This window comes from Methylobacterium sp. P3_A11 (assembly GCF_056403155.1).
Genome location: NZ_JBFUGA010000065.1, coordinates 1 through 20,366, shown reverse-complemented (window position 1 = coordinate 20,366; position 20,366 = coordinate 1). Strand labels below are relative to the sequence as shown.

The following is a 20,366-nucleotide window of genomic DNA, read 5'->3' as shown; positions in this document are numbered from 1 at the left end:
TGTCAAGCGATGCGGGTTCGGTGTTGCCCGTGAGCGCTACCCACGCGGGTCTCTCCGGCCTAGATAGAGCGAGACTGTTCTCCAGCGCCGGATCCTGACGTCGTGATGCGCCCGCTCGTCCTCTCGGCCGCCTGCTTGATGGCCACCCTCGCGCAGGCCGGGGCTCAGTCCCTGCCGGTCGGCGAGACCACGTATGTCGAGCGTTCGCTCAACCACACCGGCACGCTGGTGATCGAGCATCCGCCCGTTGCGGCCAATCCCTATGGTCGCCGCAACGGCCACGCGGCGATCGCAGGCTATTGCCGGGACGGCGGCCTGATCCGTCGCCGGGACGAATTCGGCAATCCGGTGATCATCCGCCAGCGCGAGATCTGCGACAGCGTCGCCCCGCGCACCCTCAATCCCGGTGAAGTCGACCCTCGCCCGAGATGGCCGGCGGACACGGTGGTGCGCCAGCGGGTCCTCCGCGCCAAGGGGTGACGGGCGCCAAGTGGTGACAGGCGCGCGGCCGTCCGCTCAGCCGTAGCGATGCAGGCCGGCGCCGTGGCGCTTGAGCCACGCCTCGGCAACGTCGGTGTCGGGACACATCTCGTTCACGAGCGCCCAGAAGCGGGGGGAATGGTTCATCTCCCGCAGGTGAGCCATCTCGTGGGCGACCAGGTAATCGAGCACCATCGGCGGCGCCAGGATGAGGCGCCATGAGAAGTTCAGCTCGCCACGCGCCGTGCAGGATCCCCATCGGCTGCGGGTATCCCGCAGGGTGACCCGGACCGGCCGCTGCCCGAGTTTCGCGGCATAGCGCCTGATCGCCTCGGCGAGGTCGCGACGGGCCTCGCGCGTCAGAAAATCCCGGACCCGGCGCGCCACGTGGGCGCTCTCGCAGGAGACGGAGATCACCGGCTCGCCCTCGGTGCGCTCAATCTGCACCGGACCGCTGCGCGTCGAGCGCTGGGTAATCCGGTGCGGTTCGCCGCGGAACGGCAGGATGGCGCCGGGCTCGAAGACGGTGCGGGTCGGCACGCGGGCGAGCCGCGCGGCGATCCACCCCGCGTGGCTCGCCGCGAAGCGCTCGGCGGTGTTGATCGCGGTGCGGCTCGGAAGCGTGATCACCGCCTCGCCGGTGGCCGCCGATACCCGCAGGGTGATCCGGCGGGCCGTCGGCCGCCGACGGAGCGCGATGCGCAGGCTGGCCCCCTCGTGCGGGACCTCGAGATGGTCGGGATCGGGTCGACGCAGCAGCGCGAAGGGCATGCGCGACTCTTAGCGGGGCCGGGGCCGGGGCTCCAGATCCCGATCCGCGGAATCGCGGCGCGCCGTTCAGGCGGCGAGGGCTCGGGTCCAGATCTCGGTCTCGGGCAGGACGAGGAGCGCGGCGGCGCTCAGGGCGATCCCGTATGGGATGCCGGTCTTGGCGTCATGCAGATGAAGGGCGAAGGGCATGCGCGCGATCCGGATCGGCAACGGGTGGGTCCGCGCGAACAGGATCGCCAGCGTCAGGGCTCCGCCGATCAGAGAGGCCACCAGAAGGTAGTCTCCGAGGCCGTCTAAGCCGAGCCAGAGAGCCGTAGCGGCCGCCAGCTTGGCATCGCCGCCGCCGATGACGCCGAAGGCGAACAGGGCGAAGGTGACGAGGAGGACGATCGACCCCGCAGCGCAGTGGACACCGATTTCGGCCCAGCTCATCGGACCGGTCAGGGCGAGGAGCGCGAATCCCGCGACGAGCGCCAGCGAGATCCGGTTCGGGATCAGCATGGTCAGCAGGTCGCTGGCGGCCGCGTAGGCCATCAGGAATGGGAAGAGAATGAGCAGTCCGAAGCCTGTCGGACCGAGACTCGTGAGACTGAGACCTGTCATGCCCAGACCTGCCGTCGCTGAACCGACCATCTCGGCGTCCATTTCGTCGATGCCTGTCGCGTCCCGAGGGACCGTTCCGAATCGGCCGTCCGGTGACCGGCCCGGATCACGCGACCGCCGAGCAGTCGGGATCTCGGGAACCAACGTCCCTCCGGCGGCCCGAAACCACCCCGCCCCTCGCCGAGGGGCAGGGGTGTCTCGGACCTGCCGCAGATCGGACGCGTCGCGATCAGTTCAGGTTGCCGGAGATCTGGCTGAACTTCGTGGTGAGGTTGGTTCCGACGGTCTTCAGCGCGGTGATGATCGCGACGGCGATGAGGGCTGCGATCATCCCGTACTCGATCGCGGTGGCACCGGACTCGTCCGAGGCGAAGCGCGTGAAAAGGGTCTTCATGGAAAGCGATCCTTCGATCAACACAGGGCCAGTTAAACTTGCGCGATGACCGATGAAGATTTTCGGGTCTCGATCGGCGGCCTGCACAGACTGCCGATTACGCCTTGAAAATCGGTTAAATCGAGCCCGCACAGTCCTGAAAAGCCGCCTCGCTGCGAGCTTGGTGAAGGTTGGGTTTCATCGATACCGCAGAGAGCGGGCGCTTGGTCTTGCTTAGCGCTTCCTTCACCGGTTCCGCGATAGCCTCGCGCAGCGGGTCGGATCCCGTAGACCGCCCGCCGCCTTGAGGAAACCCGATGCGCCGCACCCTGTCGATTGCGGGCCGAGCCGGCCTCGTCGTCCTGCTGACGGGCGCCGCAGCCGCGGCGGGCCAGCCCGAGCTTCTGCCCGTCGTGACCGTGCTGGTCGATAACGCCAAGGTTCTCCGCCTGCCGGAGAAGACCTCGACCATCATCGTCGGCAATCCGATCATCGCCGAGGTCACGCCGCAGAAGAACGGGGTCCTCGTCCTGACCGGCAAGAGCTTCGGTTCGACCAACCTGATCGCGCTCGACAATGGCGGTGCGATGATCGCGGAGACGACGATCCGGGTCGAGGCATCGCAGGACTCGACCATCACGGTTCAGCGCGGGCTCGACCGGGAATCCCTGTCGTGCACGCCGCACTGCCAGCCGGCGGTGCAGTTGGGCGACTCGGCGACCTATTTCGGCACGACCAGCGGGCAGGCCGACGCCCGGCGCAAGCTCGCCACCGGCAGCGGCGCCGGCGCGGTTCCGGCGGCCGACCACTGACCCCGGCGGCAATTCCGCGAGACACAGGGGTGCAGACTGGGGCATGATCCGTCGCCACTGTCGCGCACAATGATGCCGGCAGCCGCGTCGACGACATGGAGACGTCCCGTCCGATGTCCCTCATCTCCCGCAATCCGCCGCCGCCCTCCGTGGATCCGGCGCTGCTGGCGGCCTTCCGAGACGTCTCGACGGCCACGATCAGCGATTGCCTCTCGCGCATGCCGGTCCTCAACGGCCTGCGCCCGTTCCACCACGACGGCCGGCTCCTCGGCACGGCCTTCACGGTTCAGGTCCGGACGGGCGACAACCTTGCCATCCATCAGGCTCTGGAGGAGGTCCGTCGCGGCGACGTGATCGTCGTCGACGGCGGCGGCGACACGAGCCGAGCCCTCGTGGGCGACATCATGAAGGCCATCGCCGAGAGTCGGGGCGTCGCCGGCTTCGTGATCGACGGCGCCGTGCGCGATACGGCGGCCTTCGCGGATGCGAATTTCCCCTGCTACGCCCGGGCCGCCACTCCGCGGGGACCCTTCAAGGCCGGTCCCGGCGCGATCAACGTGCCGGTCTCCGTCGGCGGCTGGACGGTCAATCCGGGGGACGTCGTGGTCGGGGACCACGACGGCGTCGTGACCTTTCCGCCCGGCTGCGCCCCGGACCTGCTCGCAGCCGTCCACGCGCAGATGGCCCGCGAGGAGGAGGTTCTCGTCCTCATCCGGGCCGGCCGCTACGACGGCCGCTACGCCCGGGTCGCGAAGGGCTGATCCTCCGGGGATCGCTCGGAGTCATGCAAACGCCGCCACAGGGCGTCGGCCGCATCGCTCCGGCTCTCGGGTGAGCGGAACAGGCGGATCTCCAGCGGAACGGTGCGATCCTCTGGCCCGGCCCGGACCAACCGGCCCTGCGCCGTGGCCGCCTCTGCCAGTGTGAGCGGGAGCCACGCGACGCCGTCGCCCTCGCACGCCATGGTCATGAGCGTTGCCGCGAGGTGCGAGGTGAAGACCGGCGCGTGGCCCGATGCCGCGCCGCTCGCGGCCAGGATCCGACCGAGCCCCGAGGCGGTGCCATAGGCGAGGTACCGGACCGGACAGCCCAGGGGCCAGAGCGGTGCTCCCATGTCCGACGGGGCGCAGAGCGGCACCAGGCAATCGCCGCCGATCCGGACGGAGTCGTAGCGACCCTCGTCGAGACGCATGGGGACATCGGCGTGATGGTGGCAGAGCAGAAACTGCACCTCGCCGGCCAGCATGATGGCCTCGCAGGCCGCCATGCTGTCCGAGATCAGGTTGAGCGCGCCGAGGGTCTCGAAGGGCGCATGCTGCCGGATCCAGCCGGGGAAGAACGTGAACGAAAGGGCGTGCGTGGCCGCAATCGCCAGGCTCGCGCCCGCGCGAGCGCCGGCCGCGCGGGCTTCGCGGCGCGCCCGATCCAATCCGCGCACAAGGTCCTCGGCATGCGGCCGGAAACCCGTCCCGGCGGCGGTCAGGGTCGCACCCTGGGCGCCCCGCAGGAACAGCGGCGCCCCGATCCACGCCTCCAGGGCTCGGATGCGACGGCTGAAGGCCGGCTGCGTGACGTGCCGAGCCTCGGCCGCCCGCGAGAAGGTCCGGTGCTCCGCGAGGGCGAGGAAATCCTTCACCCAGTCCAGGTCCATGGGATCCTCCCCGGCGGCGGTTCGCGGCCGATGCCGGCCCTGCATCGCGTACCGCGGAAACGGCATTGGCGATCCCCGCTCGGCCGACGCTAAGGCATCCGGACGCACCCGGGAGACACAGACATGCGCATCGTCGACGTCCGCGAAGTCACCAAGCCGATCGCCTCGCCGATCCGGAACGCCTACATCGACTTCACCAAGATGACCACGAGCCTCGTCGCGGTGGTCACCGACGTGGTTCGGGACGGGCGCCGGGTCGTCGGCTACGGCTTCAACTCCAACGGCCGCTACGGCCAAGGCGGCCTGATCCGCGAGCGCTTCCGCGATCGGATCCTGGAGGCGGAAGCGGAGAGCCTCCTGACGGATGCAGGCGACAACCTCGATCCGCGGCGGATCTGGGCCGCGATGATGCGGAACGAGAAGCCGGGTGGTCACGGCGAGCGCTCCGTCGCGGTCGGCACCCTCGACATGGCGGTGTGGGACGCTGCGGCGAAGATCGCCGGCCAACCGCTGTTCCGGATGCTGGCGGCGCAGACGGGCCGCGTCGCCGACCCGCGCGTCTTCGTCTACGCGGCGGGCGGCTACTACTATCCCGGCAAGGACGATTCCGCCCTTCGGGCCGAGATGCGCGGCTACCTCGACCGCGGCTACACGGTGGTGAAGATGAAGATCGGCGGCGCCCCGATCGAGGAGGACCGGCGTCGGATCGAGGCTGTGCTCGCCGAGATCGACGGGCGGGGGCGCCTCGCCGTGGACGCCAACGGGCGCTTCGATCTCGAGACGGCCATTGCGTATGCCCGGATGCTCCGGGACTATCCGCTGTTCTGGTACGAGGAGGCCGGCGACCCGCTCGACTACGCCCTCCAGGCAGCCCTCAGCCCCTACTATCCCGGATCGATGGCGACGGGGGAGAACCTGTTCTCGCACCAGGATGCCCGCAATCTCCTGCGCTACGGCGCCCTGCGGCCCGACCGCGACTGGCTGCAGTTCGACTGCGCCCTGTCGTACGGCTTGGTGGAGTACCTGCGCACCCTCGACGTCCTGGCGGAATTCGGCTGGTCGCCGTCCCGCTGCATCCCGCACGGCGGGCACCAGATGTCGCTCAACATCGCGGCCGGCCTCGGGCTCGGCGGAAACGAGAGCTACCCGGACCTGTTCCAGCCCTATGGCGGCTTCCCGGACGGGGTGCGGGTGGAGGATGGGCATATCGTGATGCCGGACCTGCCAGGCATCGGCTTCGAGGGCAAGGCGGACCTGATCTCGGTCATGCGCGACCTGGCGGAGTAGCCGGCTCCGGGATCGGACGAGGCTTGCGGAGCGCGGCGGGGCGGTGGACCATGGCGCCATGGAATCCGGCCCCCTCACCTACGCCATTGGCGATATCCACGGCTGCGCCGCCCTCCTCGACGACCTGCTGGAGCGGATCGCCGAGCATGCCGGCGACCGTGCCCATCGGCTGGTCTTCCTGGGCGACTACATCGACCGGGGTCCCGACAGCGCCGCGGTCCTGCGCACCGTCAGCCGCCTGAACTGGGCCGAGCCGGAGCGCGTCACCTGCCTGATGGGCAATCACGAACGGATGCTGCTCGACGCGCTCCAGACCCGAAGCGCCGCCGCGCACTGGCTGTACAACGGCGGCGAGGCGACGCTGGATTCCTTCGGCGCCCGGGACCCCACCGGCATTCCGCGGGATACGCTCGACTGGATCGAGGCCTTGCCGACGCTGCACGGCGATCGTGCCCGCTGGTACGTGCATGCCGGTCTGAGACCCGGCGTGGCGGCGCCGGACTCCGACCCGCATGATCGCCTCTGGATCCGGGAGCCGTTCCTGGAGGACGAACACGATTTCGGACGTCACGTGGTCCACGGCCACACCCCGCAGCGGAGCGGACGCCCGGAGGTGTGCCGGTTCCGCACCAATCTCGATACGGCAGCGGTCTACGGCGGCACGCTCACCGCGGGGGTGTTCTCCGACGGGCAGGGACCGGCGCTGGAGTTCCTGCAGGTCGGGGCCGGGTGAGGCGTAGCGATGCGTCAGGCGGCTCGGCGCGCCGGCATCAGCGCACACAGGATCCCGGCGAGCCATCCGGCCATCAGGGCGAAGCCGCCCGTCGGCGCGGCCATCGGGAACAGCGGGTGCTGGAGCCACGTGCGCACCGCGAGGTCACCGCAGAACAGGATCAACCCGAGGACCAGCAGCCCGGCCGCCACGCGGGCGAGGGCCACCCGGATGAAGCCGGCGGCCCCCAATCCGACCAGCGCGAGGATGGCCGGGGCGTGGAACAACAGGAACTGCGCCGCCGTCTTGAGCGAGTCGGCGCCAGGAATATGCGCGGCGGCAGCACTGAGCGCCACGCCGAGGAGGCCCGCGAGGCAGGCGAGCGCCGCGAACGCGCGGTCGACGCCCGAACCTCTCACGCGCCCCTCTCGACCAAGAGCTTTGCGATCGCCGCCCGCAGCTCCGGCACGCCAAGATCGTCCCGGCTCGAGGTGAGGATCACCTGCGGATAGGCAGCGGGACGCTTGGCGAGGCCCGCCTCGATCCCGGCGATGCGACTCGCAACCTCGCCCTTCTTGAGGGAATCGCCCTTGGTCAGAACGACCTGATAGCTCACCGCCGCCTTGTCGAGGCCGTCGAGCACGTCCGTGTCGATCGACTTGAAGCCGTGCCGGGCGTCGATCAGCATGAACACCCGGGCGAGGCTGGCACGGCCCTTGAGATAGGCATGGATCAGCCGGGTCCAGGCCTCGACCTTGGCCTTCTCGACGGCCGCATAGCCGTAGCCGGGCATGTCGACGAGCGACAGGCGCTCGCCGATCCGGAAGAAATTGAGCTGCTGCGTCCGTCCCGGCGTGTGCGAGGTCCGCGCGAGGGTGTTGCGGCCGGTGAGCGCGTTGATCAGGCTCGACTTGCCGACGTTCGAGCGCCCCGCGAAGGCGATCTCGACGCCTTCCATCGGCGGGAGGCGGTCGAGGGTCTGGGCGGCCGCGTAGAAGTCGGCCGCGCCGGCGAACAGGAGGCGGCCGGCCTCGGTGAGGTCGGCCGCGTCGTCGTTGGTTTCGGTCACGCAGGCTCCGCCCGTCAGCTCTTGGTGGCCGCCGCCTTGTTGCCGGCACCGCGCCGGAACGTGCTGCGCAGATTGTCCCACAGCTCCACCTTCACGCCGTTGCGGCGCATGATGATGTACTGCTGGGTCACCGACAGCGTGTTGTTCCAGGCCCAGTAGATCACGAGGCCGGCGGGGAACGACCCCAGCATGAAGGTGAACACGATCGGCATGAAGGTGAAGATCTGCGCCTGGACCGGGTCCGGCGGCGCGGGGTTCATCTTCATCTGGACGAACATGGTCACGCCCATGATCAGCGGCCAGACGCCCAGGTGCACGAAATCGGGCGCCGGGAAGGGCAGCAGGCCGAACAGGTTCACGATGCTCGTCGGATCCGGTGCCGCGAGGTCGTGGATCCAGCCGAAGAACGGCGCGTGGCGCATCTCGATGGTGATGAACAGCACCTTGTAGAGCGCGAAGAAGACGGGGATCTGGATCAGGACCGGCCAGCAGCCCGYGACCGGATTGATCTTCTCCTTCTTGTACAGCTCCATCGTGGCCTGCTGCGCCTTGAGGCGGTCGTCCTTGTAGCGCTCGCGGATGGCGGCCATCTCGGGCTGCACGGCCTTCATCTTGGCCATGGAGACGTAGGACCGGTTCGCGATCGGCAGGAACAGCAGCTTCAGGCAGAAGGTCACCACCAGGATCGAGACGCCGAAATTGCCGAACAGGTGGTAGAAGAAGTCCAGCGCCCGGAACATCGGCTTGGTGATGAAGAAGAACCAGCCCCAATCGATCATCAGATCGAAGTGCTTGATGCCGAGGTCCTTCTCGTAGTTGTTGATCAGGTTGACTTCCTTGGCGCCCGCGAACAGCCGCTGCGTCGCGGTGGCCGAGGCCCCGGCAGCCAGGTTCACGGCGTCGCCGCGCACGCTCGCCTGGTAGACGTTGGTGGTGCCGTCGGTGCGGTCGGTGAAGGCGCCCGTGTAGGGCGTGTCCTGGTCGGGGATCGCGGCCGCGGCCCAGTACTTGTCGGTGATGCCTACGAAGCCGCCAGTCACGCCGGTCCAGGCCTTGCCCTTGGTGTTGGCGCCGCCGTAGGCGCCCTCCTTGGCGAGCTTGTCGTAGGTGAGTTCCTGCAGGCCGTCGTTGCCGAGGTAGCCGATCATGCCCTCGTGCAGGACGTAGTAACCCTGGGTGTGCGGCTTACCCCAGCGCGAGACGAGGCTGTAGGGGTAGAGCGTGATCGCGCCCGAGCCCTTGTTCTCGACCTCGTCGCGGACTGTGAACATGTACTTGTCGTCGACCGCGATGATGCGCTTGAAGACGAGGCCGGCGCCGTTGTCCCAGGTCAGGGTCACCGGCATGCCGGGCGACAGGGTCTTGCCCTCGCTGGTCCAGAGGGTGTCGTTGTTGGGCAGCGGCCCGGCATTGGCGCCGACCCAGCCGAACTCGGCGTAGTAGGGCGTCTCGCTGCCGGCGGGCGAGAACAGAACGATCTCGGGGCTCTTGGGGTCGACGGTCTCGTGATAGTTCTTGAGTGAGACATCGTCGACGCGGCCGCCCTTCAGGGCGATCGAACCGGAAAGCGCCGGGGTCTCGATCCGGATGCGCGGCGAACGGGCCAGCGCCGCCTCGCGGGCGACCGGAGCGGCCTGCCCCGGCACGGTACCGGGCGCGGGGGCGGCCGGGCCGCCTTCCTTGGGCGATGGCGAAGGCACACCGTCCGGAGTTACGCCCGGGGGCTGCTGCTGTTGCTGCGCGGCCTTGTTCTGCGCCTCGATCAGACGCTGCTGCTCCACGCGCGGGCCGGCCACGAAGTACTGCCAGCCCAGCAGCACCAGCAGCGACAGGCCGATGGCCACGAACATGTTCGTCTTGTCATTGCCCATCAGGGACACCGCCGCACGCGTTCGGAGTGGCAACAGGCGCGGAGCCAGCCCCGTCGGACCGGGCCGCGCCTGTGATTCGGGGATCTGTGACGCGCGGGTGCGACGAAGCGATGTCCGCTCCCTCGGCCGCGGGCGCCTGCGCAGGGCTTGCGCCCATGGCGCGCTGAGAAGGTGCGTCTTTGGAGCGCCGGCCGCCGGATCGCCCGGGAGGCCGCTCGCCGCGCCCGCCCGTGGACGGCCGGATCACGGCCGGAATTGCGCGGCGGAGGTCCGCCGCGAGCGTGTCGAACGGCGCATGCAAGGCCGGGCGCCGGGCGATGAGCACGATATCCGCCGGCTGGACCGCCACGTCGGACGGCAATTCGGGGGCGATCACGTTCAGGGCGGCGCGGAGGCGTCGGCGGATGCGATTGCGCTCCGTGGCGTGCCCCACGCGCTTCGTGATGGTGAAGCCGAGCCTCAGCCCTCTCGGGCTCTCGGTGCCCTCGGCCTGCGGCGTCCTCAGGCGACCCTGCGCGGTCATCCGATCGGTATGGAACCGACGTCCCTCGGCAGCCGCTAGGAAGTCAGGCCGCTTCTTGAGCCGCTCGATCGTCGCCATCGATGGTTCGATCCCGGCTGATCCCCTCCCCCGCGGCACGGCCGCCCTTCGACGGCGCGCCGGCGCGGGTCCTAGAGCCTCAGGCCGACAGGCGCTTGCGGCCGTGGGCGCGACGGCGCGCGATGACCTTGCGGCCGCCGGCGGTGGCCATGCGCGCACGGAAGCCGTGGCGGCGCTTACGGACGAGCTTGCTCGGCTGGTAGGTTCTCTTCATGGCTCAGAGCCTTCAAAGGTCGAGGCGCGCTCGCGGGCGGCTGATGCCGCACCCGACCTTCACGCGTCCTTGGTTGTCTGCAAACACGAAGGGCGCCCATGCGGGGCGCCACGTCGCGAGTGGCGGGCTTATGGCGGAAGGGTCCCGCGAAGTCAACGTTTCGCCGGCCTCAATGACCTTCGAATTGCATGAGGGTGCGCACCTCGACGCCCATGTCGCGCAGGCGCTGTGCGCCGCCGATCTCGGGCAGGTCGATCACGAAGCAGGCAGCCACGATCTCGGCGCCGATCTTCTGCAGCAGGTTGACGGCCGCGGTGGCGGTACCCCCGGTGGCGATCAGGTCGTCGACCAGCAGGACCCGGTCGCCCGGCTTCACGGCGTCGACGTGAATCTCGATCTCGTCGGTCCCGTATTCGAGGGCGTAGGCCATCGAGACGGTCGTGTGGGGGAGCTTGCCCTTCTTGCGGATCGGCACGAAGCCGCAGGACAGCTGGTGGGCGATGGCGCCGCCCAGGATGAAGCCGCGGGCCTCGATGCCGGCGACCTGATGGACGTGTCCGCCCGCGTAGGGATGCACCAGCGCATCCACGGCCCGCCGGAAGGCGCGCGGATCGCTGAGCAGCGTGGTGATGTCGCGGAAGATGATCCCGGGCTTCGGATAATCCGGAATCGAGCGGATCGATTCCTTCAGGGCGACGTGGCGGCGGGCTTCCATGCGTTCGGCCTTCCGTGGAGAACCGCGGGCTTAAAGCAGAAGCCCGGCGCCCTGACCAGTTCGCGACTCGAGCCTCGTCCCGGATCCGGGAACCGAGACGCGGCGCCAGAGTCTTGGTTTCGCATCATCGTTTCCGAAGGTCGGGGCGCACCTGTCGGGACGATGCCTGGGCTCAGGCCGCCTGGACCTTCTTGAGGATGGCGACGAGTTCCCGGTGCAGCCCCTCGTTGCCGCAGGCCACCGAGCGCGGCGCCAGCGGCTCGGCGGCGCCGTCCGCCGAGGTCACGAAGCCGCCAGCCTCGCGGACCAGGATCACGCCGGCGGCGAAATCGTAGGTCTGGAGGTCGCGCTCCCAGTAGCCGTCGAGGCGCCCGCAGGCGACGTAGGCCATGTCGAGGGCCGCCGAGCCCATCCGGCGGGTGCCGCCGGCCACCGCCATCACGGCGCCGAGTTCGCGCAGGAGGCGCGGATGGCTGCCGCGGCCGAGATAGGGCGTGCCGTAGCCGATGAGCGCGTCGGCCATGTCCTGCCGGCCGGAGACGCGCAGGCGCCGGTTGTTGAGGTAGGCGCCCTTGCCACGCTCGGCGACGAACAGCTCGTCCTTGATCGGGTCGAAGATCACGCCGGCCACGATCTGGCCCTCGCGCTCGAGGCCGACCGAGACCGCGAAGTGCGGTACGCCGTGCAGGAAGTTCGAGGTGCCGTCGAGGGGATCGACGTGCCAGGTGTGGCTCTTGTCGGTGCCCTCGATCACGCCGTTCTCTTCCAGCACGAGGCTGTAGCCCGGGCGCGCCTTCATCAGGGCGTCGCGCACCACCTCCTCGGCCTTGCGGTCCGCGGCCGAGACGAAGTCGCCGGGGCCCTTCCGCGAGACCTGGAGATTCTCGACCTCGCCGAAGTCGCGGCGCAGGCCCCGGGCGGCCTTGCGCACGGCATCGACCATCACGGTCATGAGCGGAGAGGAGATCATGGTCGGACTTTTCGCAGGAAGGATTGGCCCCGTCGTTACAGGCCGGTGGCGGAAAAGACGAGACGGGCATGGGACATGGGAGCGGTGCGCGTGGCCCTCGCACCGCGACGGCCAGGGTTGAACGCCTGCTGTGGTCGAGCGATGGCTCATCCGCCTTCACGCCGCCCGCCAACGGGGCAGGGCTTCCGACGGCCTGTCGCGGAGGAGCGCGGGGTCCCTACTCCGCCGCCTCGACGAACACCGTCCCGGCCCGGGGCAGATCCAGGGCTTCCCAGGTCTCGGCGAGGGCGGCGGAGAGCCGGGCGATGTGGGTCGCGTCGTGGAACGGCGAAGGCGTGATGCGCAGCCGCTCGGTGCCGCGGGGCACCGTCGGGTAGTTGATCGGCTGGATGTAGATGGCGTGGTGCTCCAGCAGGTGGTCGGCCGCCGCCTTGCACAGCTCGGCGTCGCCGACCATCACCGGCACGATGTGGGTCTCGGTCTCGAGGACCGGGAGGCCGGCCTCGGTCAGGGCCGCCTTGGTGGCGGCAGCCTGCCGCTGATGCGCCTCCCGCTCGGCGCTCGAGCGCTTGAGGTAGCGCACCGAGGCCCGGGCGGCAGCCGCCACCGCAGGCGGCAGAGCTGTCGTGAAGATGAAACCGGGCGCAAAGCTGCGCACGGCGTCGCAGATCGCCGCCGATGCGGCGATGTAGCCCCCGACGCAGCCGAAGCCCTTGGCCAGGGTCCCCTCGATCACGTCGACCCGGTGCATCACGCCGTCGCGCTCGGCGATGCCGCCGCCCCGCGGACCGTAGAGGCCGACCGCGTGGACCTCGTCCAGGTAGGTCATCGCCCCGTAGCGGTCAGCGAGGTCGCAGATCCGGCCGATCGGCGCCACGTCGCCATCCATCGAGTAGACCGACTCGAACACGATCAGCTTGGGCCGGTCGCCCGCGTCCCGCAGCAACTCCTCCAGGTGCTGGAGGTCGTTGTGGCGGAAGATCTTCTTCGCGCAGCCGGAATGGCGCACGCCCTCGATCATCGAATTGTGGTTGAAGGCGTCCGACAGGATCAGGCAGTCCGGGATCAGCTTGGCGATGGTCGAGATGCCGGCCTGGTTCGAGACGTAGCCCGAGGTGAAGACGAGGCCCGCCTCCTTGCCGTGTAGGTCGGCGAGTTCGCGTTCGAGGTCGACCAGCGGCGAGGAGTTGCCCGCGATGTTGCGGGTGCCGCCAGCGCCGACGCCGCAGCGGGCAGCGGTCTCGGTCATCGCCGCGACGACCTCCTTGTGCTGCCCCATGCCGAGGTAGTCGTTGGAGCACCACACGGTGATCTCGGTGGTCTTGCCTTCGGGCTGACGCCACTTGGCGGTGGGAAAGCGCCCAGAGATGCGCTCGATATCGGCGAAGACGCGATAGCGTCGCTCGCCGTGCAGCTGGTCCAGGGCGCCACGGAAATAGGACTCGTAGCCAGAGCCGGCGCGCGTCGATCCCGCGGCGGCGAGCATCGTGCTGGGCATCCGGGTGACGGTCATCGAGCGTCCTTCGCGTGTTCGGCCGCGCGGGCGACACCACTTGCGGTGTCCCAGGCCCGCGATCGAGGTTTGGCCTCGGTCCAGTCCTTCGTATGAGGGGTGGAAGATACGCGCGGATCTGGAACTGGTTCAAGGTAAGGTTCCGGCATCGCAGCGTTGCATCCGTTGAGAGGCACGCCCGAACCGGCTAGCGTTGCGGCCGATCTTCCGGCTCTCTTCACGGATCAGGACGCAGCGTTCCCCCATGTCGTCACGCGGGTCGAGCATGTTTGCTTCGGCGGCCCAGGCTCCTTGCCTGCGGCGACGAAGGGTCGCGCGATGAGTGAATCCAAGGATGCGCGCACCGCGCGCCTGAAGGCGGCGCTCCGTCAGAACCTGCGCCGCCGGAAGGCCCAGGAACGCGGCCGGGCCGAGGTCTCGCCTGCGGCCGATGCGGAGCCCCTCCGGGAAGAGCGCGAAACCCGCGGTCCCGATTCCGACAAATCCGGTCTATAGCACCGGCCAAGCCTGGGCGCCGGCGCCCGCGAGGAACACGGCCGCGTGCCCCAGTGGGGCGCGGCCCGAGGACACAGTATGGACCGCATCCACATCACCGGCGGCACGCCGCTCAACGGCGTGATCCCGATCTCGGGCGCCAAGAATGCGGCGCTGCCGCTGATGATCGCGAGCCTTCTCACCGGCGAGACGCTCGAACTCATCAACGTGCCGCGGCTGGCCGACATCGCGGCGCTGACGCGGATCCTCGGCAATCACGGCGTCGACCACATGGTCGTCGGCAAGCGTCCGGGTCAGACCACCGAGACCGGTCAGACCATCCGGCTCACCGCCTCGAACGTCATCGACACCACGGCGCCCTACGAGTTGGTCTCGACCATGCGGGCCAGTTTCTGGGTGATCGCACCGCTGCTCGCCCGGTTCGGCGAGGCGAAGGTGTCACTTCCCGGCGGCTGCGCCATCGGCACCCGCCCGGTCGACCTGCTGATCATGGCCCTGCAGAAGCTCGGGGCCGAGATCGACATCGATGCCGGCTACGTGGTCGCACGGACCAAGAACGGCCTGCGCGGCGCCGAGATCGCCTTTCCGAAGGTCACGGTCGGCGGCACGCACGTGGCCCTCATGGCCGCCGCCCTCGCCTACGGGACCACGGTGATCGAGAACGCCGCCCGCGAGCCGGAGGTGGTCGATCTCGCCGAATGCCTGAACAAGATGGGCGCCAAGATCCGCGGCGCCGGCACGCCGCATATCGAGATCGAGGGCGTGGCCCGGCTGGGCGGCGCCCGCCACGCGGTGCTGCCCGACCGGATCGAGACCGGCACCTACGCGATGGCGGTGGCGATGGCCGGCGGCGACGTCGTCCTCAAGGACACGCGGGCCGACCTCCTGCATTCGGCCCTCGACGTGCTCTCGACCACCGGCGCCGAGATCAGCCAGGTCGAGGGCGGGATCCGCGTGCGCCGCAACGGCGCCGGCATCGCCGCGGTGGACGTGACCACGGACCCGTTCCCGGGCTTCCCCACGGACCTGCAGGCGCAGTTCATGGCGCTGATGACGCTGGCCAAGGGACAGTCGCATATCCGCGAGACGATCTTCGAGAACCGGTTCATGCACGTGCAGGAACTCGCCCGTCTCGGCGCCAAGATCCGCCTCGAGGGCGATCTCGCCATCGTCGAGGGCGTGGAGCGGCTGAAGGGCGCGCCCGTGATGGCGACGGACCTGCGCGCCTCGGTGTCGCTGGTCATCGCCGGTCTCGCCGCCGAGGGGGAAACCCAGATCAACCGGGTCTATCACCTCGACCGCGGCTTCGAGGCGCTGGAAGCCAAGCTCAGCCGCTGCGGCGCACAGATCGAGCGCGTGCGGGCGTGATCGCATGACGCGGCGCGGGTCCGGCGGCCCGCGCGCTCAGTCCTCGATCCGGCCACGGGCATGTCCGAAACCGGAAATCCCGCACCCGCAGGGTGTGTCGGGCGGTGYGGCCCGGGTCAGGCAGGTACCGCGGGCGGTGACGCAGACGCTATCGGCCTCCCGGCGCCGCTCGGTGCGATAGCGCCAGCGCGGCCGGGGCCGGTCGTCGGCGTCATCGGGCGGCGGCGGCCAGTCCGGGCCGAAATCCGCCGGCGGTGGCGGGGGCCTGTACCGGGGCGGCGCGTCGTCCGCCCGGTCGGTGCCCGGCCGACCGTAGATGTAGGGTCTCGCGTTTGGACCCATCTGCGCGCCAGCCGGATCGGCGGCGGGCAGCCCAAGCGCCAGTGCGGTCACGGCCGCGCTTACGATGTGCTTCCACATCTGACATCCTGCCTGAAATCCACCATCGTGGCTTCTAGGCGCCCGCGCTGGGCCAAGCCTGGGCCGTGGCGACATCGCGACCCCCAAGCCAGCCGTTGCCCGAACGGGACCGCGCCGCTACCTACGCCCTGCCGCGGGGCACTTTGCCGCCCGACCCGCGACCCGTGTTTCCCGAGGACCCCCTGCATGGAGCTGCTCAGGCTCGCCGCCCTCGACACCGAGGACCTGACCGTGATCTCCGCGCACCTGCAGGATGCGATCCTCCGGCCGGAGGACCTGACGTATCTCGCCGGCGAGCAGCGCTTCCTCATGGCCGCGCGGCGCTTCGACTGGACGCCGGACGCCCCGCCCCGGCGGCGCCTCAGCGGCCTGCATTTCGAGCGCGTCCGCAGCGTCAAGAGCCGCGGCCTGACGCCGGGCGACAACACTCCGATGAGCCTGCTCGCCCTCACCTTCGAGCCGACGGATGCGCCTTCCGGGTATATCGACCTGGTCTTCTCCGGCGGAGCGGCCCTTCGGCTGGAGGTCGAGTGCATCGAAGTCCGGATGAAGGACCTCGGCCCGGTCTGGGAATCCGCCACGCGCCCCGGCCACGACATCGACACGACCGATACGGCCGCCGGCCCGGCGGCCTGACGCGAGACGAAAGGCTTCCCGATGGTCCGGCTCGACAGCAGCGATCCGAATTTTGCCGCCGCCTTCGCGCGTCTCCTGACGGTGAAGCGCGAAATCGCCGAGGACGTGGACGAGGCCGTGCGCGGCATCATCGCGGACGTCGTCGCCCGCGGCGACGCGGCGCTGGTCGACTTCACCCGGCGCTTCGACCGGCTCGGCGGCGATTTTTCCGCCGGGCACCTGCGCGTCACCGAGGCGGAGATCGCCGCAGCGGTCGCGGCCTGCCCGCCGGATTCCCTAGAGGCCCTGCGCCTCGCCGCCGAGCGGATCGAGAGCTTCCATCGGGCTCAGCGGCCCGCCGATCACCGCGCCACCGACGCCCTGGGCGTCACGGCCGGCTGGCGCTGGACGGCGCTGGAATCGGTAGGACTCTACGTTCCGGGCGGGACGGCGAGCTATCCCTCCTCGGTGCTGATGAACGCGCTTCCGGCCCGGGTCGCCGGCGTGCCGCGGATCGTCATGGTGGTCCCCACTCCGGACGGCCAGATGAACCCGCTGGTCCTGGCCGCGGCGCAGCTGTCCGGCGTGCACGAGGTCTACCGGGTGGGTGGCGCCCAGGCGGTCGCGGCGCTCGCCTACGGGACCGCCACCATCGCGCCGGTCGCCAAGGTCGTCGGACCCGGCAATGCCTGGGTGGCCGCGGCCAAGCGCCGGGTCTTCGGCCAGGTCGGGATCGACATGATCGCCGGTCCCTCCGAGGTGCTGATCCTGGCCGACGGGCACGCCAATCCGGACTGGATCGCCGCCGATCTGCTGGCGCAGGCCGAACACGACGTGGCCGCCCAGGCGATCCTGATCACCGACAGCGCCGAACTCGCCGATGCCGTAGAGGGCGCGGTGGAGCGCGCCCTCACGACCCTGCCGCGCCAGGAGATCGCCCGGGCGAGCTGGCGCGACTACGGCGCCGTCATCCGGGTGCGGGACTTCGACGAGGCCGTCCCGCTCGTCGATCGCCTCGCCCCCGAGCACCTCGAGATCGAGACGCAGGATGCGGAGGCGCTCGCCGCCAAGGTGCGCAACGCCGGCGCGATCTTCCTCGGGTCGCACACCCCGGAGGCAATCGGCGACTATGTCGGCGGCCCCAACCACGTCCTGCCGACCGCCCGTTCGGCCCGGTTCTCCTCCGGCCTCGGGGTTCTCGACTTCATGAAGCGGACGACGATCCTCGCCTGCACGCCGGAGAGCTTGCGGGCGCTCGGTCCGGCGGCGATAAGCCTCGGCCGGTCGGAGGGCCTTGAGGGGCATGCCCGCTCCGTCGCGATCCGGCTGAACCTGTGAGGTTTTGGGGATGGCGGAGAAGCAGCGCGGGCCGAACCGCCTCGCGAAGGTTAGCCTGGACGAGGCGTCCATCGCCCGGGGCAACCCGGATCAGGAGCACGAGCGGGCGATCGCGCTGTTCGACATCCTGGAGGACAATTGCTTCGCGATCCCGGATCGGGAAGGCCCCTACGCCCTGACGCTCGGCCTCGTCGAGAATAAGCTGTCCTTCGCGATTGCGACGGTCGACGGCGAGCCGGTGATGACCCACCTCCTGTCCCTCACGCCGTTCCGGCGGGTGATCCGCGACTACGAGATGATCTGCGAGAGCTACTACAACGCAATCCGCACCGCCTCGCCCTCGCAGATCGAGGCGATCGACATGGGCCGGCGCGGGCTTCACAACGAGGCGTCCGAGACCTTGAAGCAGCGCCTGGACGGCAAGGTCGACCTCGACCACGACACGGCGCGGCGCCTGTTCACCCTGATCTTCGCCCTGCACTGGAAGGGCTAGGGTGCCCTCCGCGCCGACCGGCGATGGCTGAGCCCATTCCCGCGTCTCCGCCCGACGCTCCTGCGAAGAAGCGGCGGGTGCAGTCCGTCCTGTTCATGTGCAACTACAACGCCGTGCGCTCGGTGGCGGCGGAAGCGATCGCGCGCGCCTATTTCGGCAAGTCCACCTATGTGCAATCAGCCGGGGTCCGCTCCGGCGAGCCCACCGACCCGTTCATGATCGCGGCCCTCGACGAGGTCGGGATCGACGCGACCCGGCACCGCCCGCGCACCATCGAGGAACTGGAGGATTGGGAGGGGCTGAACTTCGACCTGATCATCACCCTCGCCCCGGAGGCGCATCACCGGGCGCTCGATCTGACGCACACCCTCGCGGCCGATGTCGAATACTGGCCGACCCCGGATCCGACGCTGGTGCAGGACGCCTCCCGGGAGCAGCGCCTCGAGGCCTACCGGGATGTCCGCGACGGGCTCACCCGGCGGATCAAGGCCCGTTTGAAAGCCTGACGGCGCAGGATCCGGCTTCCGGGAGCCGGATTATCGATCGTCCGCTGGCCGTCGCCGTGCGACCTTGGGCCGCTTCGCGCGGAACGTCGAAGCTAAAACCAAGCATCGGGCGTTGAAAAAATCTGCTATACGTTTTGCCGTACTGTCCGATTCGGCAGAAATCAAATGCCTATCCACAAAAATATAAGCGTATCGGCAATTCTTTATATCATTTCTACAGTGAACTCATTTCCACAATGGGATCCTTCAGGAATCCTACTCAGCGTTCCCGTCACGAACAGCTGCGCGATGACATCCGGAAAGGTCGCGGCTCTCAGTTCAGGCACCCTATTCTATTGTCCCTCACGGGCATCGCAAATCGATGCCCAGATATCAGACGCGAGTCATTTCTACGTCGTTCACGAATACGGCCTCCTAGCCGTCCAAACCACGTCCCGGAAGCTGGCTGATTGCTGGGCGGCCCATAAGCTGGCGGCGACGCCGAGAGGCCCACACTATGTCAGACAGTGGATCAGGCATTGGCGGGCTTACGGGACGTCGGACCCGACTCATGGGACCCCCGAAGAGAGGATCTCGAATGTTCGGAACTGTTGTGCCTGCGGTGCCTAGACCCGTTTTCGATCGCGCAGCCTTTACCACGGGAAGGCTGTCCCATGCGGACGCAGGGGCGCGGCGGATCGACTGAATCGAGGATGCCCGCCCAGACCCGCGCCATGCTCCACCGTGGCCGGGAACGGTCCTGAGCTTTCCGACTGCGGCGCCAGCGCGGCTGCTCCGTCAACGGCACACGGGCTCTGCGCCTTTGAGCCCCGACGCGTTACCCGCTCCTTCCGATCAGCCAGGCTCGGATGCGCCCGGCGACGAGCGGGCGGGCGCGCGCGACATCCACCTCGTCGAGGAGTGGCGAGCTTGCCAGAGCGGTGAGATAGGCCTCCTCGGGTCCCCGGCACGCAACGAAGGCCGCATCGGCGGCCAGATCCCGCTCCGTCAGCACGGCCTGGATCCGGAAATTGCGGCTGAGGCAGTCGCGCCACGTCTCGTGCCGCATTGCGGTCTCGCCGGCGGCCTGCGCTCGGCAGGCAATGCCCGCGACCAGCAGCGCGGCGCAAACCAGGACCTGCGATACGTGGCGGGCTCGCGACATCAATCAGGCACTCCGTCCCGGGACAGAGTGCCGCCGACAGGGTTAGCGTACCGTTAAGACCTGTTGCCGGCGCACCGAGTGCTGCGCCCACTGAGGCAGGCGTGCCGACGACCGCTCAGCGATTGGCGGTTGTGACCGGGGAGGTGACGCCGCCGAGCGAGACCCAGGCGACCGCGTCCTGGCTCTCGCGCTTGATGAACACGTAGCCGGTCTTGTGCCAGGCCAGGATCGCGTTGGTCTTGTTGTCGAGCACGAGGTCGCCCCGGTCGGTGATCAGGGTCAGCACCGCGTGGCCCTCGCCCTTCTCGTCGATCACCACGGTCCCTTCTCGTCGATCACCACGGT

The 20,366-nt window shown here is 69.2% G+C and carries 26 protein-coding genes; 11 read left to right on the top strand and 15 right to left on the bottom strand.

Going from position 1 to position 20,366, the window contains the following annotated elements; all coding sequences use genetic code 11:
- The first annotated feature begins 105 nt into the window (after positions 1-105).
- Complete coding sequence (locus AC1DXK_RS19760; RefSeq protein ID WP_457106851.1) at positions 106-480, top strand: hypothetical protein; 375 nt, start codon at positions 106-108, stop codon at positions 478-480.
- A 36-nt stretch (positions 481-516) separates the two neighbouring features.
- Here AC1DXK_RS19760 and AC1DXK_RS19755 read toward each other — a convergent pair whose 3' ends face one another.
- From AC1DXK_RS19755 to AC1DXK_RS19745, 3 genes are all read right to left on the bottom strand, one after another.
- Entirely contained in the window at positions 517-1,251 is a 735-nt protein-coding gene (locus AC1DXK_RS19755; RefSeq protein ID WP_457106850.1) for a M48 family metallopeptidase, read from the bottom strand.
- Between the two features lie 66 nt (positions 1,252-1,317).
- Complete coding sequence (locus AC1DXK_RS19750) at positions 1,318-1,854, bottom strand: A24 family peptidase (protein ID WP_457106849.1); 537 nt, start codon at positions 1,852-1,854, stop codon at positions 1,318-1,320.
- Between the two features lie 229 nt (positions 1,855-2,083).
- Positions 2,084-2,248: a Flp family type IVb pilin gene (locus tag AC1DXK_RS19745; protein WP_457106848.1), complete on the bottom strand. Its 165-nt coding sequence runs from the start codon at positions 2,246-2,248 to the stop codon at positions 2,084-2,086.
- A gap of 296 nt (positions 2,249-2,544) precedes the next feature.
- Here AC1DXK_RS19745 and AC1DXK_RS19740 point away from each other — a divergent pair, with 296 nt between their 5' ends.
- The gene (locus AC1DXK_RS19740) at positions 2,545-3,039 is read left to right on the top strand and encodes a pilus assembly protein N-terminal domain-containing protein (RefSeq protein ID WP_457106847.1); all 495 of its coding nucleotides are present in this window, start codon (positions 2,545-2,547) and stop codon (positions 3,037-3,039) included.
- Positions 3,040-3,152: 113 nt separating this feature from the next.
- Positions 3,153-3,800 (top strand): RraA family protein, encoded by a 648-nt coding sequence (locus AC1DXK_RS19735; protein WP_457106846.1) that lies wholly within the window; start codon positions 3,153-3,155, stop codon positions 3,798-3,800.
- On the opposite strand, the gene AC1DXK_RS19730 is transcribed toward AC1DXK_RS19735, so the two are convergent.
- On the bottom strand, positions 3,776-4,690 hold the full coding sequence (locus AC1DXK_RS19730) for a LysR family transcriptional regulator (protein ID WP_457106845.1): 915 nt from the start codon (positions 4,688-4,690) through the stop codon (positions 3,776-3,778). The two genes, AC1DXK_RS19735 and AC1DXK_RS19730, sit on opposite strands and share 25 nt — an antisense overlap.
- A 123-nt stretch (positions 4,691-4,813) precedes the next feature.
- On the opposite strand from AC1DXK_RS19730, the gene AC1DXK_RS19725 reads away from it, so the two are divergent.
- Positions 4,814-5,977: a mandelate racemase/muconate lactonizing enzyme family protein gene (locus AC1DXK_RS19725; protein ID WP_477298754.1), complete on the top strand. Its 1,164-nt coding sequence runs from the start codon at positions 4,814-4,816 to the stop codon at positions 5,975-5,977.
- Positions 5,978-6,035: 58 nt separating this feature from the next.
- Positions 6,036-6,710, top strand: coding sequence for a metallophosphoesterase family protein (locus AC1DXK_RS19720; protein WP_457106843.1), 675 nt, complete (start codon positions 6,036-6,038; stop codon positions 6,708-6,710).
- Between the two features lie 14 nt (positions 6,711-6,724).
- On the opposite strand, the gene AC1DXK_RS19715 is transcribed toward AC1DXK_RS19720, so the two are convergent.
- The 8 genes from AC1DXK_RS19715 to hemA form a co-directional block, all read right to left on the bottom strand.
- Positions 6,725-7,108, bottom strand: a complete 384-nt coding sequence (locus AC1DXK_RS19715) for a DUF423 domain-containing protein (protein ID WP_457106842.1) — start codon at positions 7,106-7,108, stop codon at positions 6,725-6,727.
- Positions 7,105-7,758, bottom strand: a complete 654-nt coding sequence (yihA, locus tag AC1DXK_RS19710) for a ribosome biogenesis GTP-binding protein YihA/YsxC (protein WP_457106841.1) — start codon at positions 7,756-7,758, stop codon at positions 7,105-7,107. Before yihA ends, AC1DXK_RS19715 begins: the two co-directional genes overlap by 4 nt.
- A gap of 14 nt (positions 7,759-7,772) precedes the next feature.
- Positions 7,773-9,629: a membrane protein insertase YidC gene (yidC, locus tag AC1DXK_RS19705; RefSeq protein ID WP_477298751.1), complete on the bottom strand. Its 1,857-nt coding sequence runs from the start codon at positions 9,627-9,629 to the stop codon at positions 7,773-7,775.
- Positions 9,619-10,230 carry a ribonuclease P protein component gene (gene rnpA, locus AC1DXK_RS19700; protein ID WP_457106839.1) on the bottom strand — a complete coding sequence of 204 codons (612 nt, stop codon included), beginning with the start codon at positions 10,228-10,230 and terminating at the stop codon, positions 9,619-9,621. Before rnpA ends, yidC begins: the two co-directional genes overlap by 11 nt.
- Positions 10,231-10,309: 79 nt before the next feature.
- Positions 10,310-10,444, bottom strand: a complete 135-nt coding sequence (gene rpmH / locus AC1DXK_RS19695; RefSeq protein WP_007558110.1) for a 50S ribosomal protein L34 — start codon at positions 10,442-10,444, stop codon at positions 10,310-10,312.
- Positions 10,445-10,613: 169 nt separating this feature from the next.
- Positions 10,614-11,159 (bottom strand): adenine phosphoribosyltransferase, encoded by a 546-nt coding sequence (locus tag AC1DXK_RS19690; RefSeq protein ID WP_457106838.1) that lies wholly within the window; start codon positions 11,157-11,159, stop codon positions 10,614-10,616.
- Positions 11,160-11,331: 172 nt separating this feature from the next.
- Positions 11,332-12,129, bottom strand: coding sequence for an inositol monophosphatase family protein (locus tag AC1DXK_RS19685; RefSeq protein ID WP_457106837.1), 798 nt, complete (start codon positions 12,127-12,129; stop codon positions 11,332-11,334).
- Positions 12,130-12,346: 217 nt separating this feature from the next.
- A complete protein-coding gene (gene hemA / locus AC1DXK_RS19680) occupies positions 12,347-13,615 on the bottom strand; it encodes a 5-aminolevulinate synthase (protein ID WP_457106858.1) in 1,269 nt (422 codons plus the stop codon).
- 345 nt (positions 13,616-13,960) lie between these two features.
- Between hemA and AC1DXK_RS19675 the strand changes: the two genes are divergently transcribed.
- Complete coding sequence (locus AC1DXK_RS19675) at positions 13,961-14,137, top strand: hypothetical protein (RefSeq protein ID WP_457106836.1); 177 nt, start codon at positions 13,961-13,963, stop codon at positions 14,135-14,137.
- A 78-nt stretch (positions 14,138-14,215) separates the two neighbouring features.
- Positions 14,216-15,505: a UDP-N-acetylglucosamine 1-carboxyvinyltransferase gene (gene murA, locus AC1DXK_RS19670; RefSeq protein ID WP_457106835.1), complete on the top strand. Its 1,290-nt coding sequence runs from the start codon at positions 14,216-14,218 to the stop codon at positions 15,503-15,505.
- Between the two features lie 36 nt (positions 15,506-15,541).
- On the opposite strand, the gene AC1DXK_RS19665 is transcribed toward murA, so the two are convergent.
- Positions 15,542-15,925, bottom strand: a complete 384-nt coding sequence (locus AC1DXK_RS19665; protein ID WP_477298746.1) for a hypothetical protein — start codon at positions 15,923-15,925, stop codon at positions 15,542-15,544.
- A gap of 186 nt (positions 15,926-16,111) precedes the next feature.
- Here AC1DXK_RS19665 and AC1DXK_RS19660 point away from each other — a divergent pair, with 186 nt between their 5' ends.
- From AC1DXK_RS19660 to AC1DXK_RS19645, 4 genes are read left to right on the top strand one after another with little or no spacing between them, the layout of a single operon-like run.
- The gene (locus tag AC1DXK_RS19660; protein ID WP_457106833.1) at positions 16,112-16,561 is read left to right on the top strand and encodes a DUF2948 family protein; all 450 of its coding nucleotides are present in this window, start codon (positions 16,112-16,114) and stop codon (positions 16,559-16,561) included.
- A 21-nt stretch (positions 16,562-16,582) separates the two neighbouring features.
- On the top strand, positions 16,583-17,878 hold the full coding sequence (gene hisD / locus AC1DXK_RS19655; RefSeq protein WP_477298744.1) for a histidinol dehydrogenase: 1,296 nt from the start codon (positions 16,583-16,585) through the stop codon (positions 17,876-17,878).
- A 10-nt stretch (positions 17,879-17,888) separates the two neighbouring features.
- Positions 17,889-18,371, top strand: a complete 483-nt coding sequence (locus tag AC1DXK_RS19650) for a UPF0262 family protein (protein WP_457106831.1) — start codon at positions 17,889-17,891, stop codon at positions 18,369-18,371.
- A 23-nt stretch (positions 18,372-18,394) separates the two neighbouring features.
- Positions 18,395-18,877, top strand: a complete 483-nt coding sequence (locus tag AC1DXK_RS19645; RefSeq protein ID WP_457106830.1) for an arsenate-mycothiol transferase ArsC — start codon at positions 18,395-18,397, stop codon at positions 18,875-18,877.
- Positions 18,878-19,694: 817 nt separating this feature from the next.
- Here AC1DXK_RS19645 and AC1DXK_RS19640 read toward each other — a convergent pair.
- Positions 19,695-20,021: a hypothetical protein gene (locus tag AC1DXK_RS19640; RefSeq protein ID WP_457106829.1), complete on the bottom strand. Its 327-nt coding sequence runs from the start codon at positions 20,019-20,021 to the stop codon at positions 19,695-19,697.
- A 115-nt stretch (positions 20,022-20,136) separates the two neighbouring features.
- The coding region (locus tag AC1DXK_RS19635; protein WP_477298741.1) for a transglutaminase-like cysteine peptidase at positions 20,137-20,366 on the bottom strand (230 nt) is incomplete at its 5' end.

What these genes read in the sequence shown, in the direction of transcription:
- AC1DXK_RS19690 (WP_457106838.1), bottom strand. Translation starts at nt 11,159, where the DNA reads ATGGAAGCCCGCCGCCACGTCGCCCTGAAGGAATCGATCCGCTCGATT.
- AC1DXK_RS19750 (WP_457106849.1), bottom strand. Translation starts at nt 1,854, where the DNA reads ATGACAGGTCTCAGTCTCACGAGTCTCGGTCCGACAGGCTTCGGACTG.
- AC1DXK_RS19735 (WP_457106846.1), top strand. Translation starts at nt 3,153, where the DNA reads ATGTCCCTCATCTCCCGCAATCCGCCGCCGCCCTCCGTGGATCCGGCG.
- AC1DXK_RS19725 (WP_477298754.1), top strand. Translation starts at nt 4,814, where the DNA reads ATGCGCATCGTCGACGTCCGCGAAGTCACCAAGCCGATCGCCTCGCCG.
- rpmH (WP_007558110.1), bottom strand. Translation starts at nt 10,444, where the DNA reads ATGAAGAGAACCTACCAGCCGAGCAAGCTCGTCCGTAAGCGCCGCCAC.
- AC1DXK_RS19640 (WP_457106829.1), bottom strand. Translation starts at nt 20,021, where the DNA reads ATGTCGCGAGCCCGCCACGTATCGCAGGTCCTGGTTTGCGCCGCGCTG.
- AC1DXK_RS19675 (WP_457106836.1), top strand. Translation starts at nt 13,961, where the DNA reads ATGAGTGAATCCAAGGATGCGCGCACCGCGCGCCTGAAGGCGGCGCTC.
- AC1DXK_RS19730 (WP_457106845.1), bottom strand. Translation starts at nt 4,690, where the DNA reads ATGGACCTGGACTGGGTGAAGGATTTCCTCGCCCTCGCGGAGCACCGG.
- rnpA (WP_457106839.1), bottom strand. Translation starts at nt 10,230, where the DNA reads ATGGCGACGATCGAGCGGCTCAAGAAGCGGCCTGACTTCCTAGCGGCT.
- murA (WP_457106835.1), top strand. Translation starts at nt 14,216, where the DNA reads ATGGACCGCATCCACATCACCGGCGGCACGCCGCTCAACGGCGTGATC.
- AC1DXK_RS19660 (WP_457106833.1), top strand. Translation starts at nt 16,112, where the DNA reads ATGGAGCTGCTCAGGCTCGCCGCCCTCGACACCGAGGACCTGACCGTG.
- AC1DXK_RS19755 (WP_457106850.1), bottom strand. Translation starts at nt 1,251, where the DNA reads ATGCCCTTCGCGCTGCTGCGTCGACCCGATCCCGACCATCTCGAGGTC.
- AC1DXK_RS19740 (WP_457106847.1), top strand. Translation starts at nt 2,545, where the DNA reads ATGCGCCGCACCCTGTCGATTGCGGGCCGAGCCGGCCTCGTCGTCCTG.
- AC1DXK_RS19685 (WP_457106837.1), bottom strand. Translation starts at nt 12,129, where the DNA reads ATGATCTCCTCTCCGCTCATGACCGTGATGGTCGATGCCGTGCGCAAG.
- hemA (WP_457106858.1), bottom strand. Translation starts at nt 13,615, where the DNA reads ATGCTCGCCGCCGCGGGATCGACGCGCGCCGGCTCTGGCTACGAGTCC.
- AC1DXK_RS19645 (WP_457106830.1), top strand. Translation starts at nt 18,395, where the DNA reads ATGGCTGAGCCCATTCCCGCGTCTCCGCCCGACGCTCCTGCGAAGAAG.
- AC1DXK_RS19650 (WP_457106831.1), top strand. Translation starts at nt 17,889, where the DNA reads ATGGCGGAGAAGCAGCGCGGGCCGAACCGCCTCGCGAAGGTTAGCCTG.
- hisD (WP_477298744.1), top strand. Translation starts at nt 16,583, where the DNA reads ATGGTCCGGCTCGACAGCAGCGATCCGAATTTTGCCGCCGCCTTCGCG.
- AC1DXK_RS19720 (WP_457106843.1), top strand. Translation starts at nt 6,036, where the DNA reads ATGGAATCCGGCCCCCTCACCTACGCCATTGGCGATATCCACGGCTGC.
- AC1DXK_RS19745 (WP_457106848.1), bottom strand. Translation starts at nt 2,248, where the DNA reads ATGAAGACCCTTTTCACGCGCTTCGCCTCGGACGAGTCCGGTGCCACC.
- AC1DXK_RS19760 (WP_457106851.1), top strand. Translation starts at nt 106, where the DNA reads ATGCGCCCGCTCGTCCTCTCGGCCGCCTGCTTGATGGCCACCCTCGCG.